The sequence below is a fragment of the Aureibacillus halotolerans genome, from assembly GCF_004363045.1.
Lineage (GTDB): Bacteria > Bacillota > Bacilli > Bacillales > DSM-28697 > Aureibacillus > Aureibacillus halotolerans.
Genome location: NZ_SNYJ01000009.1, coordinates 1 through 18,264 on the forward strand (window position 1 = coordinate 1; position 18,264 = coordinate 18,264).

18 protein-coding genes are annotated in these 18,264 nt (G+C 34.0%); all 18 read right to left on the minus strand.

Going from position 1 to position 18,264, the window contains the following annotated elements; all coding sequences use genetic code 11:
* Positions 1-236: 236 nt before the first annotated feature.
* Complete coding sequence (locus tag EV213_RS11520; protein WP_133580695.1) at positions 237-1,133, minus strand: GIY-YIG nuclease family protein; 897 nt, start codon at positions 1,131-1,133, stop codon at positions 237-239.
* Positions 1,134-1,570: 437 nt separating this feature from the next.
* Positions 1,571-1,801, minus strand: coding sequence for a DUF2188 domain-containing protein (locus EV213_RS11525; RefSeq protein ID WP_133580696.1), 231 nt, complete (start codon positions 1,799-1,801; stop codon positions 1,571-1,573).
* 212 nt (positions 1,802-2,013) lie between these two features.
* The gene (locus tag EV213_RS11530) at positions 2,014-2,889 is read right to left on the minus strand and encodes a Shedu anti-phage system protein SduA domain-containing protein (RefSeq protein WP_166639276.1); all 876 of its coding nucleotides are present in this window, start codon (positions 2,887-2,889) and stop codon (positions 2,014-2,016) included.
* A 51-nt stretch (positions 2,890-2,940) separates the two neighbouring features.
* Entirely contained in the window at positions 2,941-3,975 is a 1,035-nt protein-coding gene (locus tag EV213_RS11535) for an SDR family NAD(P)-dependent oxidoreductase (RefSeq protein WP_133580698.1), read from the minus strand.
* The gene (locus EV213_RS11540) at positions 3,956-5,326 is read right to left on the minus strand and encodes a UDP-glucose dehydrogenase family protein (RefSeq protein ID WP_133580699.1); all 1,371 of its coding nucleotides are present in this window, start codon (positions 5,324-5,326) and stop codon (positions 3,956-3,958) included. The genes EV213_RS11535 and EV213_RS11540 overlap by 20 nt, the downstream gene beginning before the upstream one ends.
* A 33-nt stretch (positions 5,327-5,359) precedes the next feature.
* Entirely contained in the window at positions 5,360-6,379 is a 1,020-nt protein-coding gene (rfbB, locus tag EV213_RS11545; protein ID WP_133580700.1) for a dTDP-glucose 4,6-dehydratase, read from the minus strand.
* Positions 6,380-7,234 (minus strand): dTDP-4-dehydrorhamnose reductase, encoded by an 855-nt coding sequence (gene rfbD / locus EV213_RS11550; RefSeq protein ID WP_133580701.1) that lies wholly within the window; start codon positions 7,232-7,234, stop codon positions 6,380-6,382.
* 4 nt (positions 7,235-7,238) lie between these two features.
* Entirely contained in the window at positions 7,239-7,796 is a 558-nt protein-coding gene (gene rfbC / locus EV213_RS11555) for a dTDP-4-dehydrorhamnose 3,5-epimerase (RefSeq protein ID WP_133580702.1), read from the minus strand.
* A 23-nt stretch (positions 7,797-7,819) separates the two neighbouring features.
* Positions 7,820-8,698, minus strand: a complete 879-nt coding sequence (gene rfbA / locus EV213_RS11560; RefSeq protein ID WP_133580703.1) for a glucose-1-phosphate thymidylyltransferase RfbA — start codon at positions 8,696-8,698, stop codon at positions 7,820-7,822.
* A gap of 71 nt (positions 8,699-8,769) precedes the next feature.
* Positions 8,770-10,065 (minus strand): lipopolysaccharide biosynthesis protein, encoded by a 1,296-nt coding sequence (locus EV213_RS11565; RefSeq protein ID WP_133580704.1) that lies wholly within the window; start codon positions 10,063-10,065, stop codon positions 8,770-8,772.
* An 86-nt stretch (positions 10,066-10,151) separates the two neighbouring features.
* Positions 10,152-11,207 (minus strand): EpsG family protein, encoded by a 1,056-nt coding sequence (locus EV213_RS11570; protein WP_133580705.1) that lies wholly within the window; start codon positions 11,205-11,207, stop codon positions 10,152-10,154.
* On the minus strand, positions 11,204-12,220 hold the full coding sequence (locus EV213_RS11575; protein ID WP_133580706.1) for a glycosyltransferase family 2 protein: 1,017 nt from the start codon (positions 12,218-12,220) through the stop codon (positions 11,204-11,206). The genes EV213_RS11570 and EV213_RS11575 overlap by 4 nt, the downstream gene beginning before the upstream one ends.
* A 40-nt stretch (positions 12,221-12,260) precedes the next feature.
* Positions 12,261-13,109, minus strand: a complete 849-nt coding sequence (locus tag EV213_RS11580) for a glycosyltransferase family 2 protein (protein ID WP_166639277.1) — start codon at positions 13,107-13,109, stop codon at positions 12,261-12,263.
* Positions 13,110-13,176: 67 nt separating this feature from the next.
* On the minus strand, positions 13,177-14,082 hold the full coding sequence (locus EV213_RS11585) for a glycosyltransferase family 2 protein (RefSeq protein WP_133580708.1): 906 nt from the start codon (positions 14,080-14,082) through the stop codon (positions 13,177-13,179).
* Positions 14,083-14,441: 359 nt separating this feature from the next.
* Entirely contained in the window at positions 14,442-15,341 is a 900-nt protein-coding gene (locus EV213_RS11590; protein WP_243740074.1) for an ATP-grasp fold amidoligase family protein, read from the minus strand.
* A 200-nt stretch (positions 15,342-15,541) separates the two neighbouring features.
* Complete coding sequence (locus tag EV213_RS11595) at positions 15,542-16,639, minus strand: glycosyltransferase family 4 protein (RefSeq protein ID WP_133580709.1); 1,098 nt, start codon at positions 16,637-16,639, stop codon at positions 15,542-15,544.
* Positions 16,640-16,641: 2 nt separating this feature from the next.
* Positions 16,642-17,604 carry an SDR family oxidoreductase gene (locus EV213_RS11600; RefSeq protein ID WP_208112746.1) on the minus strand — a complete coding sequence of 321 codons (963 nt, stop codon included), beginning with the start codon at positions 17,602-17,604 and terminating at the stop codon, positions 16,642-16,644.
* The gene (locus EV213_RS11605) at positions 17,570-18,196 is read right to left on the minus strand and encodes a sugar transferase (protein WP_133580710.1); all 627 of its coding nucleotides are present in this window, start codon (positions 18,194-18,196) and stop codon (positions 17,570-17,572) included. Before EV213_RS11605 ends, EV213_RS11600 begins: the two co-directional genes overlap by 35 nt.
* Positions 18,197-18,264: the final 68 nt, after the last annotated feature.

Consider the following 18,264-nt stretch of genomic DNA (forward strand, 5'->3'; position numbering starts at 1 on the left):
AACCACGACTATTACAAAGCGGGAATTTTAGTTGAGTGTAACCGGCATCAACTTTCAGGGTAAAGTGTCAAGCACTGATTTCGAGGTAGAACCTTATTTTAATAATGCTTTTCCCTGGGTTGCTTATGTCGTTCACACTTTCAGGTTTAAAATTGACTTCACTACCCTACTCCACAATGTTACTAACGCTCAATCGTGTCCAGATATTGATGAATCGTTTGCCCTCATCTAAATGCTTACCTATCAATAATCTCCTTGAGCGTCACCCCGTTCTTATCCTTCCACTCCACCAAGCCATTTGTGTGCCCACCAATGACAAAACTAGAAGCAGCAGAAGGGCTTTTAAAAAGGATATTCTCTTTGAGTATGCCTTGCCCATCAAAGTGGCCCTGTGCCCTTCTGAGTTTTGCACCAGATGGAATACTTTTGGAATCAATTGTTTCGATCAAGCTCCATTTTAGAACAACAAAGCCCTCATTGGTCTGTTCACAATGTGCTAGTATTTTCTTATCGCTTTTCTTGCTCTTCCTCTCTAAAGAAAGCATATTATTATCACTGCGTTCAGAAATGATGTTTGAATCGTCATCAGAATTTCTATTAATCAGCTTTTCAAATACCTTATGCCCGAGCGTTCCCATAACAATCTTTGCATATTCAATAAACCCTTTCAATTCGCTTTGCTTCTCTTCTGTAATATTACCTGGCATCGGTTCATTACCGTTCTTCACTTCATACCGTTCGGCCGCTTTTGCCATGCTAAAAAAGCAGCTTTCAAGATAGCTTATTTCAGTTGGCCCGAATGAATTATTAGAGGTTGTAAAGACAATCGCTTCTGTCCAATAATTCTTTTCGGAGCTTCTCTTATGCTCAAGCAAACGGTTCAGCAAACCTTCTCCGTTTTTTCTTACACCCGCTTGTCCCACATAAACACTGTCTACTCCGCTATCTTCAGAGGTACTAAAAAGGAAATAGATGCCCGTTTGCGATAGGTCTTTACGAGTTCGACACTTTTCAAGTTCAGTCCTCGGAATCCGATATGCGAGACCTGTCCAATTTGCTAAAGTACACTTTATCAGCCCATTAGGATTTCCATCTATCAAATACAGATTAATACTCTTTTCTTTTATCATCATATATGGTGGCTCCAGTCGTATTTATTTTTCTACTTCATTAACCTTTTGACCTAAGTAGAAATACTAAGGTTAAAACCGCAAATGTTAGAAGAAGTCTTTAAAAAAAGAACCACACTCACAATAAAGACGCCAAAAGTCAACAATAAATCACTAATTATGGCAAAATTAGATACCACCATTGACTTAACTTTTTGTCGTCTTTTTGGATTTATCTCAGTTGCGGCATAAATATTGTATAAGGGACTTACTTGCTCAAACATGATAACTTTAGACAAACCGATTCTAAGTATACCCTTCCGGGGTATACTTAGAATCGGGATGGAATTTATAAAAAATATTCATAACTGGCCCTGATCACTTTAAAGTAGATCAATTTGTCTTTCTTGACCTTTTTCTCCATAATTCGTTTAAGAGATTAACATGTCACTGAATCTGATTTAACCTTTAGGGGGATAAGGATCATTACCGTATGTACGTTCGTCTTCAATTTTACCATCTTTATTTTTTATTATGACTTGACTAGGTTGATTGTTCTTTGCAAAAGTTACCGCAGCATCTATCGCCTCTGTTTTCAAATTATATAAACCAGAAGCTTTTTCTGCACCAGTTTTCTTTACCTTCCACTGCTTAGCTTCACTATCGAACGTAACAAAGTATTTTGTTCTCATTTGTTATCACCTATCCTTTTTTTAGTATCCTAATATATATCGGCATAACAAACTGATTTTACAGATAAAAATGTGATTTATGAATTTTATAAGTTTTTTATCCAAAGATATTGAATGGCAACTTCATGAAGTTCCGAGTTTTTTCTTGATTTTTCCATGGAGATTGACGATGAATCTAATAGAGCCACAGTATCCGAAATTCCCTCTTAAGATCACTCTCCTTCTCCGCTATGTATTAGACCCTTTTGATCTGAATTACTAAATTCGACCCAATAATCATATCTCATTTCTAAAAACTCTTTCCTCTCCGGTGAAGTATGTCTCATGTTTTTTATTGCTTCCTTAAAATCTCTAACTGAAGCAAGCTCCTGTGCACAATCTGGACGATATTTAAATGTAGGAGCAATACTTTTTACTCGATACTCTTTATTCCATACCGTACTCGTGATGAATTGATAATAATCTCTAATGGGTCGAAGTCTGTCAAATGACATGATATCAATATTTTCCTGGCGCATTGTAGCTCTTTTATCTCTTAACAATTCTTTATTCTCATATTCTTCTCTCCTCCCATAAATTAGCAAAAATTGAGGTTTGAAGTTTTTCTCTCTTATCTCCTGTGGTATGTTAAAGAAATCGAACAACAATAGCTGATTTGCCGGCTTTTTTAATATGGACTTCCATTCATATATTTGATCAATAGCTTGTGTGAATTCAGCCTTAGTACTCCCGCTTTTGTTAAACATCAATTTAGACGGTTTTTCTATTTCAACAAAAACAGGCGAAAAATCGAGACTATTTTGTGCCAACCAAACAAAATCAGGAATGCGGGTATAGGACGAACCAATTCGAGGTTGCGATACTAAAGAATGCATGAAAGGATAGTGTCCAGATTGTCCAAACAATTCTAGTGCACCAGGCATATATGAAGGATTTTCTTCAAAAAAGTTTTGGAATACCGCTTCATTGTCGCTTGATGAACTAAGCAATGTATAAAATTCTTCCTTGGATTTTGTCTCATAGTCTTCCCAAGCAATTTCTTTTGGTGCATCTTTAATAATTTCATAAGATCGAGATAATATATTCAAAAAAGGCCCTCCTTCAAAAATCATTATAATTTTACACTCGCTTCTACCTACTTACCTAAACCTCTCCACCCCATAATACTCCACATACCAATCAGCAAATTTCTGCAGTCCTTCTTCAATTGATGTCTCCGGTTTAAAGCCAACAGCTTTTTGCAATTGATCTGTCGAAGCATACGTCGCTGGTACATCCCCTGGCTGCATCGGTTCAAAGATCTTTTCAAATTGTACTTCTTTGCCTAGTGCTTTGCTTAAGGCCGTTTCTAACGTTTCAATAAATACCATGAGTTTCTCTGGGCTGTTGTTTCCGATATTGAAGACTTTATGTTGAACGTCACCTTCAGGCGGATTGCTTAATATTCGTTCAATTCCTTCGATGATGTCATCAATATACGTAAAGTCTCGGTAAAGATCATTCTCAAAATCGCCATTATTGAAGATCTTGATTGGTTGTCCTGCGAAATACTTATTTGCAAAACCATAGTAGGCCATGTCTGGTCGACCCATAGGTCCGTAAACCGTAAAGAATCGAAGTCCTGTAGCGGGAATCTTATATAGGTGGCTATATGTATGTGCCATTAATTCATTCGATTTTTTCGTGGATGCATAAAGTGAAACTGGATTGTCCACATGATCTGATTCTTCAAAAGGAACTTTTTTATTTGCTCCATAAACTGAACTAGATGAGGCATAGACAAGATGGTCTACTGGATGACTTCTGCAAGCCTCAAGGATATTGTAAAAGCCAATGATATTACTTTGAATATAGACATCCGGATTCTCTATTGAATACCTTACCCCTGCCTGAGCAGCTAGGTTTACGACAATATTTGGCTTGTACTTTTCAAAAGTCTCCATAACCAGATTCTTGTCTGCTATGTCGCCTTTAATAAAGGTGAACTTCTCGTATGGTTCCAACTTTCCTAACCTAGTGTGTTTAAGATTCACATCATAGTAGTCGTTGACGTTATCAACACCGATCACCTGGCAACCCTGTTCTAGTAGATTTTTAGCTAAGTAGTACCCGATAAAACCTGCTGCTCCAGTAATTAAATATATTTTACCACTATCAATAGTTTTGCAATTCATAATTATTAGACTCCTTAACAGATACTCTAGATGCAGGTTTTCTTCCGATGGAGTGATATTCTACTCCAGCTTCCTGCATATCCTCTACTCGATACATGTTCCGACCATCAAAAACCAATGGTGTTCTCATTAATTTCTTAAACGTTTCTGGCGTTACTGCTTTGACATCTCCCCATTCAGTAAAAACAAAGCAGACATTTGCCTCTTCCAAAGCATGTTCAATGTGGGACACATAAGTAATGCTTCCTTTTCCTTGCTTGCCTTCTGGATGAACTTTAGCAAAGCTCTCTGCTCCCACAGGATCATAAGCATAGATATCTGCACCTTGTTCCAACAATAAAGGTATATTTTCAAGAGACGCTGCTTCTCTTAAATCGTCCGTTCCAGGCTTAAACGTCAACCCTAGCACAGCTACTTTTAAGCCGTTTAAGGTGATTAGCCTTTTGCTTGCTTTCTTATATAGCATTGTTTTCTGCTCTTTGTTTACATCAATTGCAGCTTTCACCGTTTTGAGTTCATACCCGTTCTGTTTTGCGATATACTCAAGCGCTTTTGTATCTTTAGGGAAACACGATCCACCAAAGCCAATCCCTGCATTTAAGAACTTACTGCCAATACGCTCATCATAACTCATTCCCTTAGCCACATCCTGAATATCCGCGCCAACCAATTCACAAAGGTTAGCAATATCGTTCATATAAGAGATCTTTAAGGCAAGGAAGTCATTGGACGCATATTTGATCATTTCTGCCGATCTTCTATTTACTGAAACAATCGGTAAATGAAACGGTGCGTATATTTTCGTTAATAATTCCTCTGACCATTTACTTTCTGTTCCGATGATGATTCTCTCAGCATGAAGCGTATTATGAACAGCTGATCCTTGCGCTAAAAATTCTGGGTTTGAGGCGACTTCTACCTTTACGTCTTTGACTAGGAAGTCCTGTATAAACTGCTCGACTTTATCATTTGTTCCAACAGGTACCGTCGATTTAACAACGACGAGGCAGTCATTCTCAACCGATTCAGCAATTTGCCTGGCCACTGTAGCAATGTAGGATAGGTTAGCAGAACCATCCGGTTGTTCAGGTGTCCCAACACCAATAAAGATGGCATCTGCCTCTTGATAGGCGGCTTTGAAGTCAGTTGTATAAGTAATTCTGCCAGCAGCATAATTCGTTTGCATTAATTCTTCTAAACCTGTTTCGAAGATTGGTGAAACGCCAGATTTCATTAGGTCTACTTTCTGTTCATCAATATCAACACAGGTGACTTGATGACCAATTTCAGCAAAACAAACGCCGGCCACTAGGCCGACGTATCCTGTTCCTGCTACTGCTATTTTGTACATAATTATGCCTTCCTTCTTTAATAGTAAGGGGCTTTAGATACTATATTGTTTTTCGAAATAACTTTGATACTCTCCGCTAATAATATGCTCCCACCATTCTTTATTATCTAAATACCATTGAATCGTCTGATCAATACCAGTTTCAAAGGTATACGTTGGCTTCCACCCTAATTTTTCTAATTTAGTAGGATCAATCGCATATCTTTTATCATGGCCAAGTCGGTCCTTTACGAACTCTATTAAGTCATCTGATTTACCTAATGCTCTAATAATCGTCTTAACCACTTCTAAATTTGTCTGCTCGTTATGTCCACCTACATTATAAACCTCGCCGTTTATACCCTCATGCATAACGAGATCAATAGCAGTACAATGATCAATTACATGTAACCAATCACGAATGTTCTTTCCATCACCGTATACTGGAACCTTTTGATCATTCAATATCCTAGATATCGTTAATGGAATCAGCTTCTCAGGAAAATGATAAGGACCGTAGTTATTTGAACAACGGGTTATATTGACTGGCAATTCATACGTTTCATGATATGCACGGACTAATAGATCAGACGATGCTTTACTTGCACTGTAGGGACTGTTTGGTTGTATTGGGGTTTCTTCTGTAAAAAATGTCGTCGGGTCAAAATCTAATTCCCCGTAAACTTCATCTGTGGATACATGAACAAATTTTGTAACACCAATGTGCTTTGAGGCATCCAATAATACTTGAGTCCCTAGTACATTCGTTCGGATGAATACTTCAGGATCTGTGATTGAACGGTCAACGTGGCTTTCCGCTGCAAAATGCACCACATAATCGAACTTCTCTTGTACAAAAAGAGGTATTATTTGTTCTCGATCCGCAATATCGGCTTTAATAAAATGATAATTTTTCTTTGTTTCAATTTCACGGTGCTTTGTTAAATCACCTGCATATGTCAACGAATCTAAATTATAAATATCGTATTGGGGATATTTATGAATCATGTATTGCACAAAATTCCCACCAATAAATCCTGCTCCTCCAGTGACGAGGACTTTTTTCTTTGGCATTTATTTTACCTCCTGTGATAATTGTTTGAGGTATCTCGCTACTGCATCCTGCCATGATGGTAATAGAACAAAACCATTATCAGTCAGTTTTTGCTTTGACATTCGCGAATTTTTTGGTCTTGTGGCTCTTGTAGGGTATTCCTCTGATGAGATAGAATTCACTTTTACATTCATATTAGCTTGTCTAAATATCTCTTTTGCAAAGTCGGCCCAGCTACAATAACCTTCATTGGAAGCATGATATATTCCATATTTATCGGTTCTAATCATATCTAATAATAATCTTGCCAAATCCGATGTGTACGTTGGTGAACCGAACTGATCATCGACAACATTTAATTCGTGTCGAGTTTCTCCTAATCGCAGCATTGTCCTAACAAAGTTGTTACCATTGATACCAAACACCCATGAAATGCGAACAATAAACCAGTGATCCAATAATTGTCTTACAACTTCTTCACCTTGAAGCTTTGACCTCCCATATTGCCCAATTGGATTAGGTTCATCAGTTTCAATAAATGGCGTATCTCCTTCACCACTAAACACATAATCTGTGCTTATATACATAAACTTTGCACCTAATGCCTTAGACACTTCTGCCAAATTTGCTGTACCATCAACATTGACATATTGGCATGCATCAATATCATCTTCAGCTTTATCAACAGCTGTAAACGCTGCACAGTGGATAATTGCATCTGGTTTCAATTTTTTAACATACTGAGAAACTTCTTCTCTATTCGTTATATCTAAATCCTTAGATCCTATACCCACCATGTCTAAACCATGGTGCAACCCGTGATGAACAACGTCATACCCCAGTTGGCCTGTATATCCAGTGACTAAAATCTTCATAGTTTCACTGCCCATCATTGAAACTTTCCGCATCCTTTAGTAATGGGGCCTTTTCATCTTTTTCTGATAATATTGGCTTTAGTTCCATTGGCCATTCTATGCCAAGGTCAGGATCATTCCAAATGATACCTCTGTCACACTCAGGAGCATAAAACTCGTCCACTTTATATTGAACTTCCGTATCTTCAGTTAAAGTCATAAAACCATGTGCAAATCCTTTTGGTATTAGTAATTGCTTTTTATTTTCTTCAGTCAATTCTAAACCAAACCATTTTCCATATGTTGAACTACCTTTTCGTATATCAACCGCTACATCATAAATTGCTCCCTTAGTACAACGTACCAATTTTGTCTGTGCTTTCGGATTTAATTGAAAATGCAGCCCTCTAAGAGTACCTTTTGCTGCAGAGAAAGAATGATTATCCTGAACAAAGTTTACATCTTTCCCTGCATCAATAAATTTTGTTTCATTGTATGTTTCCATAAACCAACCGCGGTGATCTCCAAATACATTAGGTTCTAAAATGACCACACCATCTAAAATGGTCTTCGTAATTTTCATTAGGTATCCTCTTCTTTCTATGCTTAATATTGAATTTCTCCATTGGCAACTTTCATTAAATATTGGCCATAACCAGTTTTACTAAGTTTTTCACCGCACTCCCATAACTGTTCCTTAGTAATCCAACCATTAATAAAAGCAACTTCCTCAGGAGCAGCAATTTTAATTCCTTGATGTTCTTCTACTGTCTTAACAAAATTAGTCGCAGCAACTAAGCTTTGATGCGTTCCTGTATCCAACCAAGTAAAGCCTCTTCCTAACAACTCGACATTTAGGTCTCCCATTTTTAAGTACGCTTCATTTATTGACGTAATTTCAAGTTCACCACGTTCAGAAGGCTGAATATCTTTAGCGATATCGACTACACGGTTATCATAAAAGTATAATCCAGTTACAGCATAGTTGGATTTTGGAACTTTCGGTTTTTCTTCTACACTAATTACCTTACCATTCTTATCAAATTCCATAACCCCAAAGCGTTGTGGGTCTTGGACATGATACCCAAATACAGTAGCACCACTTTCTTTGCTAGCTGCACGTTGAAGTATTTTCCTCATACCACTACCATAATAAATGTTGTCCCCTAAAATCATGGCAACAGAATCATTTCCAATAAATTCTTCACCAATTAAAAAAGCCTGAGCTAATCCCTCAGGTCTTGGTTGAACTTTATATTTTAGATTTAAACCGAATTGTGAACCGTTACCCAACAGAGACTCAAAGCGCGGAGTATCCTCTGGGGTTGAAATAACTAATATATCCTTAATCCCTGCTAGCATTAAGGTTGATAGAGGATAAAAAATCATTGGTTTATCATAGACTGGGAGTAATTGCTTACTTGTTACCATTGTTAATGGGTAAAGTCTAGTACCACTGCCGCCTGCTAAAATAATACCTTTCATTTACAAAGCTCCTTTCAGTTTCCTCGCTTGTATATTGTTCTTGACTTATTGAAAAATCACCTTTATAGATTCTATGATTTCGTAGATACTAAGACATCAGAACGCTTTTTACTAATTCTAAATGTAACAATAATTAATACAATATTTAATATCCCACTTAAAACTCCAAATAATGCAATTGCTATTAAATCACTAGAAAACGCATAGTATCCAAATGCAAGAGCACAACTCCTAATTAATAAGGAAAAGCCAGTGTATTTTAGATGTAATGCTTGAGCATTTAACACTGGCAAGGCTCTTATACTAGGCTGTAGGATAAAGGTTGAAAAACTCCATAAGGCTATCCACCTAGCATATTTTCCAGCTATTAACCATTCCTCTCCAAACACAAACTCGAATAGCCCAGGACCAAACAAAATAACTAGCCCGAACGGAACGACACCTATTGATATAAGTATATTAGTTGCTTTCTTATTCAAGTTACCAAGATCTTCGCCATTATTAGCAGCTTCAGAAATGCGAGGATAAAAAACATCACCCAAAGATTTGCCAATAAGTTGTGTGGGAATGGCTAGCACTGTCCGACAAATAGTATAGAATCCTACAGAAGCAGGACCAAAGAAGCTTGTCAACATTAAGATTGGAATATTTTCAGACACTGAGTTTAAAAATGATTGTGGTCCTCTATATATTGGAAAGTCTTTATATTTTTTAGCAAGATCCTTTATAGATGATTGGTTAGACAAATGATTATTTAAGTTTTTTTTATCTGAGAATATTATCATTAGAACTGCTCTTAATGCTTGACTGAAGGCTGTTAAAACAATAAGTATTGAAGGAAATGGATACATAAATCCAATACCAACTTTACTGCCTTGTACTATTAAAGATTGTAAAAATGTAACTTTAGCTGTGACTTTGAATTGCTTTGTTCGGATAAGCCATTGTTCAACAACCTGATATAATCCAGCGAAAAAAATTACTAGAGGAATAAGATATAAAAATGACGCTAGATCTTCAATATGAAATATTTCAGCTATTTGTTGATTAAATAATGTTAATTGAATAACTACAAACGTCGCAATTGAAGTCGAGATCAATAAAGAAAGTCGGATTAACCCTATAGCATCATTATCAGTTTTAGGAAGTACAATAGCTATAGGATAAGTTAATGACGCTATTGGTGAAAGAATTCCTATAATTGATATAAATACACCCATTAAGCCATATGCTTCTGGCCCATAAATACGGGATATTACCGGAGTTAATACCAATGAGACTAATTGAGCTGATGCTGTTCCGGTTATCATTAATACTACATTTCTCACAAAACTTTTTCGTAATAGTATTCCAATTATTGGTTTCATTGACTATTCCTTATGCCCTCTCTATTCTCACCCTCATTGTTTCTTCCACTCACAAATTAGAAAAACTAATCTATTTATAATTAAAGTTATACATTAAAAATCCATTCATACGGCACTGTTTCGTCATTCTGTGCATAAAAATAACGATACCACCAAGTGAAAATTATAAAAAATACTAACAACCAACCAAAAAAGTACCTCTTATTCCCCCAAAATTTTTCGATAAGATATGGCAGCAAAATGATTTGTACTATAATAAAATTCCAAGACAATCTATATGCGAATGTGCTTGCGTAATAAATCGAAAAATTTAAAATGAAACCTACAAAGTAAGTACAATAGTAAAAAATAAACACATTACAATTTTCTTTAAACTTTCTATATAAATAATTAGCAGCCACTATATAAGGCAAATTTAATATTAAGACCCCAAAGCCTAATTCTAATGAGGGATCTCTTTGCAAGTAATGCTTATAATGCTCAGGGACTAGGCCAGTCAATATTATGTCATAATAATATGAGATAAATAGTATTAATACATAGAGAATAATCCTAATAAATTTATCTAGTTTTTTATTACTACCAATTAACTGATATATAAAATAGAAGGGGTATATAACCAAAACTGAAAAGTGAAAAGTAACGGCTAATAATACAAAAAGAGAAAATAAAATTAATCTTTTCTCTAAGATATATCTTATGCTATATAATATAATAGCCATAGCTGTGACTTGTAACATCGTATTATAGGACATTTGATAGAATAACAACATAAAAACAAACATTCCTATACCTACGTTTAGATGTTTTTTGTGGTAATCGAGGGCAAAATAAATGAAAAGAACTGTAATCGCTTCTATTATAAATAAAAGAAGTTGAAAGTCCCCACCTAACATAATTATTAATTCACTAATTATCTTGTAGCTTATTTCAGAATTGCTACCCCAGCCTAGTTCTAGATTAGTAAAACCTTGCTTATAGCTAAAATAATCTGTGCCAATACCGTACCTTACAGCAGCAAAAAATGAAGGTGTAAAGACTGTTATAAAAAGCATAACTCCTCTTGATATATTATCTTTACACTTTGCAGTAATAGTCGCAAAGATACTAGTTAGAATCGCCAAAAGGCCATAAAAAATCATAGATCTTTTTTCCTCTTTATTTCTTTTTTTAACTTATATATTAAATAAATAAAATAGGGACCCACTTTTGTAAATAGAAAATTGTCGAGTATTTTCCGTTGCACACTCACACTTCCATTTTGCTCAATATAATACTTGTTAGATTTAAAATGATTAAAGTTACTTCTAAAAAAATTGATATAATCATATCTGTATTTTCTTATATTTTTAAAACTACAATTATTTAGTGATATCTTATACCACATTATTCCGTACTTTAAGCTTATCATCTCAATTTCTTCAAACCAGTAATTATATATGTTGTTACTTATTGCATACTCTTTTATTAATTTTAGTATCTCCAATACATCTGTTAACGTTTTTGCATTTGCTTGTGTTGCACTACCTGGCCTTAGTACTCTGTAGTTATAAAGAGGCTTTTCAATACATACAATACTGTTTGCCATCATTAATGAACAACTAATTACAAATAAATCTTCTCTTCTGAAATCCACGGGAAATTTTATATTATTTTCAATCAATAGTTTTCTTCTAAAAAGTTTATTCCATGGAGTAGGATTCACATTAAACAAGACATTCTTTTCGTCTTTATTTAATATTTTCTTATTATAAGGACCTCCCACCACCATCTTAATCCTACCTTTTTCCTTGACTTCGTAATAGTTACATATCGCTATGTCAACATCATGTTTAATAATTGCAGAATATAACTCTTCAATCATTGTTTCTTCACACGAATCATCTGGATCAATAAAAATGACATATTCAGATTTGGCAAAACGTAATCCTCTATTTCTTGCTGAACCTGCCCCATAATTGTGTGTGTTAATAACCTCTATCCTGTTATCCTTTCCCCTCCAATTTTCTATTATCTTAAGAGTACTATCGTTTGACCCGTCATTGACTATTATTATTTCAATATCTTTAAATGTTTGGTTAACAAGTGAAATTAAACATTCACCAATAAATTGCTCAACATTATATGCAGGTAATATTATGCTTACTTTTGACATTTTCTCTCCTCAAGTCATTTATTTGTTACTTTGCCTATATTCAACTGATTCTTGAGTATTTGGAATACAAACCATCTTTTAAACCTTTAGCAATATATTTCAACTTCGTCATTCTTTGCTTCTCAAATAAAATGATAGTGATAATTCCTCTTGTTTTTCTTAATAATTCCAGTAAACACCAACCAGGAAAAAAAATACAATATCGTTTAATCACATAAATAAAGTTCCTATAAATATAATATCTCCTAATATGACTATGATTTGTAGTATTGATATTTCTTCCAAAAAAACTATGTTTTTTTAATTCACCTAGCTGATGATTTAACTGTGCAGTACTTATTTTCACAATATTATAGCCATTTTTTTTAATACGTAAGCAAAATTCATGGTCTACATAGTCAATAAACAATTTTTCAAGAGCTCCACCAACACTGACCGCCATATTAACATTCATTAAGCTTCCAGATGTGAAAACAGTTGTAGGGTTAGAAATATTATTAATGGAAGACGATATATTGAAATTATTACCAATAATATTTGGAGCCACTATCCCTAAGTTTTTATTCAAGTGATCGTTATTTATAACATTTTTCATTTCATTTATCATATTCTCTGAACAAATGCTGTCTTGATCTAAAGTTAATATCCATGAATAGGTATTCTTAAAAGCATAATCTATCCCCTGATTAATAGCTTTTGCAATCCCTAAGTTGTTAGGATTTTTAAACATGTCAATGTTAAAATCTTTAATTAGTGATTGAACTTGCTCAATATTACTTGATGAATTATCGATTATAATAGTTTTATCCACTTGCTTTATAATTGCATTAATATTTTCTTTCAATCTCTCTATTTCCGGGTTATAAGTTATTATAACTGCAACAATCATGTTAAACTCCCTCTTCATTAATTCACTAGTTTTTATTAAATCTCGATAAACCAATGACGTTTGCAAATTACAATTTCCCAAGTATAGACAGTATAATTAAGAAAACATTTGTAACTTTACTAGCCGATTTAATGTCTTTATTAAAAGCTAATCTTAGCCTTTTTATAAAAGATCGCCTATATCCCACAAAAATTTCAAGTGAATCAAAATTTTCTCCTATAAATAAATGACCGTATGTTGATTTAATTTGACAAGCCATTATGTGCTTTTTATTAGGTTCGTTAGTAAAGAAAAACCTCTTGAATCTTTTATAGTTTTTTTTGTAAATTGATCTTTCATTTCCAACAACGTTATTTTCATGCTGACGATAGCTTATATGTGGGGTTTTATCAAATATCACTTCACCCAAACCTATTACAAGTTTATACAGCAGGGCATCATGCATATAAACGTCCCTAAGCTGTTGATAATGAAGTAACTCCCTCGCTTTATTATTGAAGACATATGTACAACCAGGAGATGGAATTTGGACCAAGGATTCTCCAAAAGTTAATCTATAGTTATTTTTACTAGATTGCCTTATCACATTTAATTTTTTGTCCACAAGCCTTGTTGTTGAGCAATATAAAATCGGAATATTCGTTTGTTTTTTATCGAGAAAGTCTAAAGCTATTTCTATTTTATCACTGTCCCATACATCATCTTGATCAGAAAAAGCATAATAATCTGCTCGCGGCGCCTTTTTTACTAGATTTATAAAACTAAGAGCAGGCTTTATATTCTCTCCACTATACCAAGATAAATCCCCTTTTAATGAATAACTTTCCAAGATTTTTTTTGTTGAATCAGTAGACCCATCGTCCCTTACAATCAGTTCTAAATTATTATAAGTTTGAGATAAGATACTTTCTATTTGATCTTTGATATACTCTTCTCCATTGTACGTGGACATCAACACTACAATTTTTTTCAATATTTTCTATCCTCCTTTTACGATAATTCAAACTCCTGCCTAAATATTCCTATATGAGATTTAATCACATAAAATGTCATTTCACCTTAGCGTTTTTCCTATAAATTTTTGAATTAGATGTAAGATCCTCCGACCTGAATTTCATAATATAAAGTTGAACAATAACTCAAACGTATCATAGTTATTATCAGGTGTTGTTGAATTCCACGATGAGTATGGATACAATTTACTGAGTTGTGCCGGATTATCCAAAAGTGTAGCGATTCGGTTCATTCTCAACCACATGTAACTTATAGTATTTTTAATCTCTTCATGTTTCTTTAATTAATTCTTAAATTATAAAATCCTTGTGAATTGAATTAGTTATGAATTAAAGCAGGCAATTCAAATTGTTCACCTAAAATAAAATCAAATTTATCTGGTTTAAATTGAACATATCCTGTCCATGGATAAAATGTCAATTCACCAAAATAAACCTTACCATTAACATAATAAAGATCTACACGTACAAATGGGAAATCCTTTGAAAGTTCATCAGCGATTGCCAACATTTCATTTAGGTGGTCCGGCATTGGAATTACATCTCCAAAATTAGGATAATCCGTACTCACATCAATTAAATTCCAGTTAGTATCGTAAATATTTCTTTTATGTGAGATTTGTCTATCAACATCAAGTACAATATACTTTGCCTTTCCATTAAAACATATAAACTTATAATCATTTATCCCTTCATAAATATTGCTTTCATCTTCTAAGTATTCTTCAACTACTATTTTCGGTGTAATGTTTTTATATGACCATTCACGCCCTAAAGAATAATAATCCCTAACCATCCAGGTGTTTAAGGACCTTTTAAGTTTATCTATTTGTATTAATGATTTATTCTTACATAAAATGTTTGTACCACTACCATTTGTAGTTTTCATGACGAACTTATGAGGCAATGAGTCTAAATTAATTTCCTCAGAATTGTCATAGACGGCATAAAGCTCAACTAAAATATTTTCTAAACCTTTGGATTTAATATAATTACGCACCTCATATTTATCCGCACATTGTGTCATAATAGTTGTCCTATAGTGGATCTTGTACCACTGAAGCTTTTCAGTCCATCGTTGTGGCTTTTTTAGATCAACTTGCCTACCCATCTTTATTTTATATTGGATCTTTAGCATCCATGCATCAGGTATTATCTTTAAATGACGTAATATCTTAAACCTCAACTCTTTATTCTTAATAATTTTCTTATAATCCAAACTTATTCACCAAATTTCTTTCTGTCTTGTAAAGATCTGCTTTTACTAAAGTAGTTCTATCAAACTCATATTATATTTTGTTCTTGCGCTTACAAGGAAATCTTAGTAAAATCACTGCTTCTAATAATTATTACACATTTTATTTCATTATCAGAGGTAACGTTAAAAGTTCATACCATTTATAAATGATAAAAGTTAGACTATATACTTGTCTGTATTTCACTTAAATAGGCTCTAATTATTAACTGTCTATCAAATTCATTCTCTACTTTTTTCCTAGCTTCTAAACACATCTGCTTTTTTGTCTCGAAATCTAATTTTATAAAGATTTCCACTTTATTTATTAGATCCAATGCATTACCAGGCTCAAACAGAAAGCCTGTTACCCCTTCATCTACGACATCTTCAGAGCCACTTATTTTAGAAGCAATACAAACTCTGCCCATAGCCGCAGATTCTAGGAGTGCATTTGGTACTCCTTCTCCGCCATGAGAGGGTAAAATAGTACAATGGCATTTTTGGATCCATGATTTAATATCCTTCTGAAAACCAATATAATTAACAATACCTTTTTCTACATAGTCATTTATGATTGCTTTATATGAATCTTCCTCAATAAAACCTGCAATGTAGAAGTTTGTATTTGGATAAACTTGCTTTATATTTTTTGCAGTCATAAGGTACTGATCAATGCCTTTTAATTTCATCACTCTGCCGATAAATAAAAAATTCATATGATTCTCTGGTGGTAAATTACATAGTTCATACTGTTTTAAATTCACCCCAGAACCAGGAATCATTGCATAATTATTTTTCACCATATGATTCTCAACAAAATAATCTCTATCACCATAATTTTGAAAAAATACCTTATACGATCTTTTAAACGAAATCTTGTATAAGAATCCCGCTATATTACTAATTAAATTTTTCTTTAGAAAAGTAGCCCCTGTGCCAGTAACATTACTCACTTGTTTATTTTTCGTGAGATTAGAGGCTATACATCCATATATGTTCGGTTTAATTGTATATGAAAAAGTAATATCTGGTTTTATCCTATTCATTATATTTATATATCTCAAAATCAATTTGAAATCCCTTATAGGATTAATGCCCCGCCTGTCAACCGGGGTATCAATAACCTTACATCCCATATTAGTAAAGAAAATATTGTCGGTATCTTTAGGCATTGAAATAAATACCTCATGTCCGTCCTCAACTAGTTTTAAAATTAATTCCTTCCTAAAGTTATATAAAGTTATAAAGTGATTAGATAAAATTAATATTCTCTTTCTCATATCTACCCCACCTGCTGTTTGTTTAGATATTCCCTAACCTCCCTTTCTATTCCGTATTCAAAAGGTTCTGGAGTATATTTAAAATCTGCTTTTGCCTCTTCGTGAGAGAAACATCGATCCTCACTCATTCGCTGAACTCTTTCAATATAATCAACTTTTCCAGCTGTAAATAGTCTTAAGGATTTAGCTATAAACACACTAAAACCTAAAGGGAAACTTATAAACGTTGTTTTTTTATTTAGATATTTATTAATTAGCTTAAAAGCATCTAACAAAGCTATAGGTTTATCCCCTGATAATACATACTCAAACTTCACTTTCTCATCAGGTATCATTAAAACATTGTAGTATGCTTTACCAAGGTCTCTCGCGTTTACAGGTTGAATTAGGCCTTTGCCATTATTAACAATAGGAAAAAACCTTAATTTGTCCACCATCTTGATAAACTTACTCATGTTACGGTCAACAAGATCCCCATAAATCATGGTTGGCCTCAATATAGTAATATTAATTTCCGTTTCAGAAAGTATATCTTTAAGTTTGTCTTCAATAATCTGATATTCTTCTGAAGCCAGTCGAAATTTAGAATATATACCAGTTGTATGCACACAGATCGCTCTCTGCACATTATTCTTGATAGCTGCTTGTATTAGTGGGAGGGTGTGTCTAATGTTCACAATATGAACCACTTTATTAACACCTTTCATACACTTATCTAGAAATGCTTCATCTCTAAGATCACCGATAAATTTCTCTATTTCCAATCCACTTTTATCTATGAGAGAAGTATCGGATGATTCCCTAACAATACAACGAATAGGACCTTCATAATTATTAATAATAAGTTCTTGTAAAAAGTACCTTCCTGTATGACCCGTGATTCCGGTGACTAAAAGCATTTTAACACCTCTATTACTCAATTTAAGTTTATCAAGTACCTGTCTTCTTAGTACCTGCAACTTCATGCTCTACTCCAGTCCTACCTTCAACAACACCTTCACTCTTAACAACACTAAAGATGGTTCCAATGAAGCACCTTACATCCATACGAAAGCTAATATTCTCAACGTACTCCCCATCCAAATTCGCTTTCACTTCTAAAGGAAGCTCATCACGACCATTAATCTGTGCCCAACCTGTTAATCCAGGCAGTACATCATTAGCTTTATATTTGTCTCTTTCAGCAATCAAATCATACTGATTCCATAGTGCTGGTCTCGGCCCTATAATGCTCATCTGTCCCACAAATATATTCCAAATCTGCGGAAGCTCGTCAAGCGAGGTTTTTCTCAAGAGTTTACCCATTTTTGTGATGTACTGTTCTGGATGACTTAATAGGTGAGTTGGCGTGTCCTTCGGTGTTTCGATTCTCATCGTACGAAATTTTAATATATTGAAATGTGTTTTGTTGATGCCCACACGTTTCTGCTTAAACAGAACAGGGCCTCTTGAATCAAACTTCATAGCAATAATTATAATTAAAAAAATCGGCGATAAAATGATCATTCCAATCAGTGAAAGAATGACATCTCCCCATCGTTTACCTTTCATATACACCAAGATACACTCCTTCATGTTTGTTCCCTTTAGTAGATTAGGACTTCATTAGAATTTGTATTCCTCCA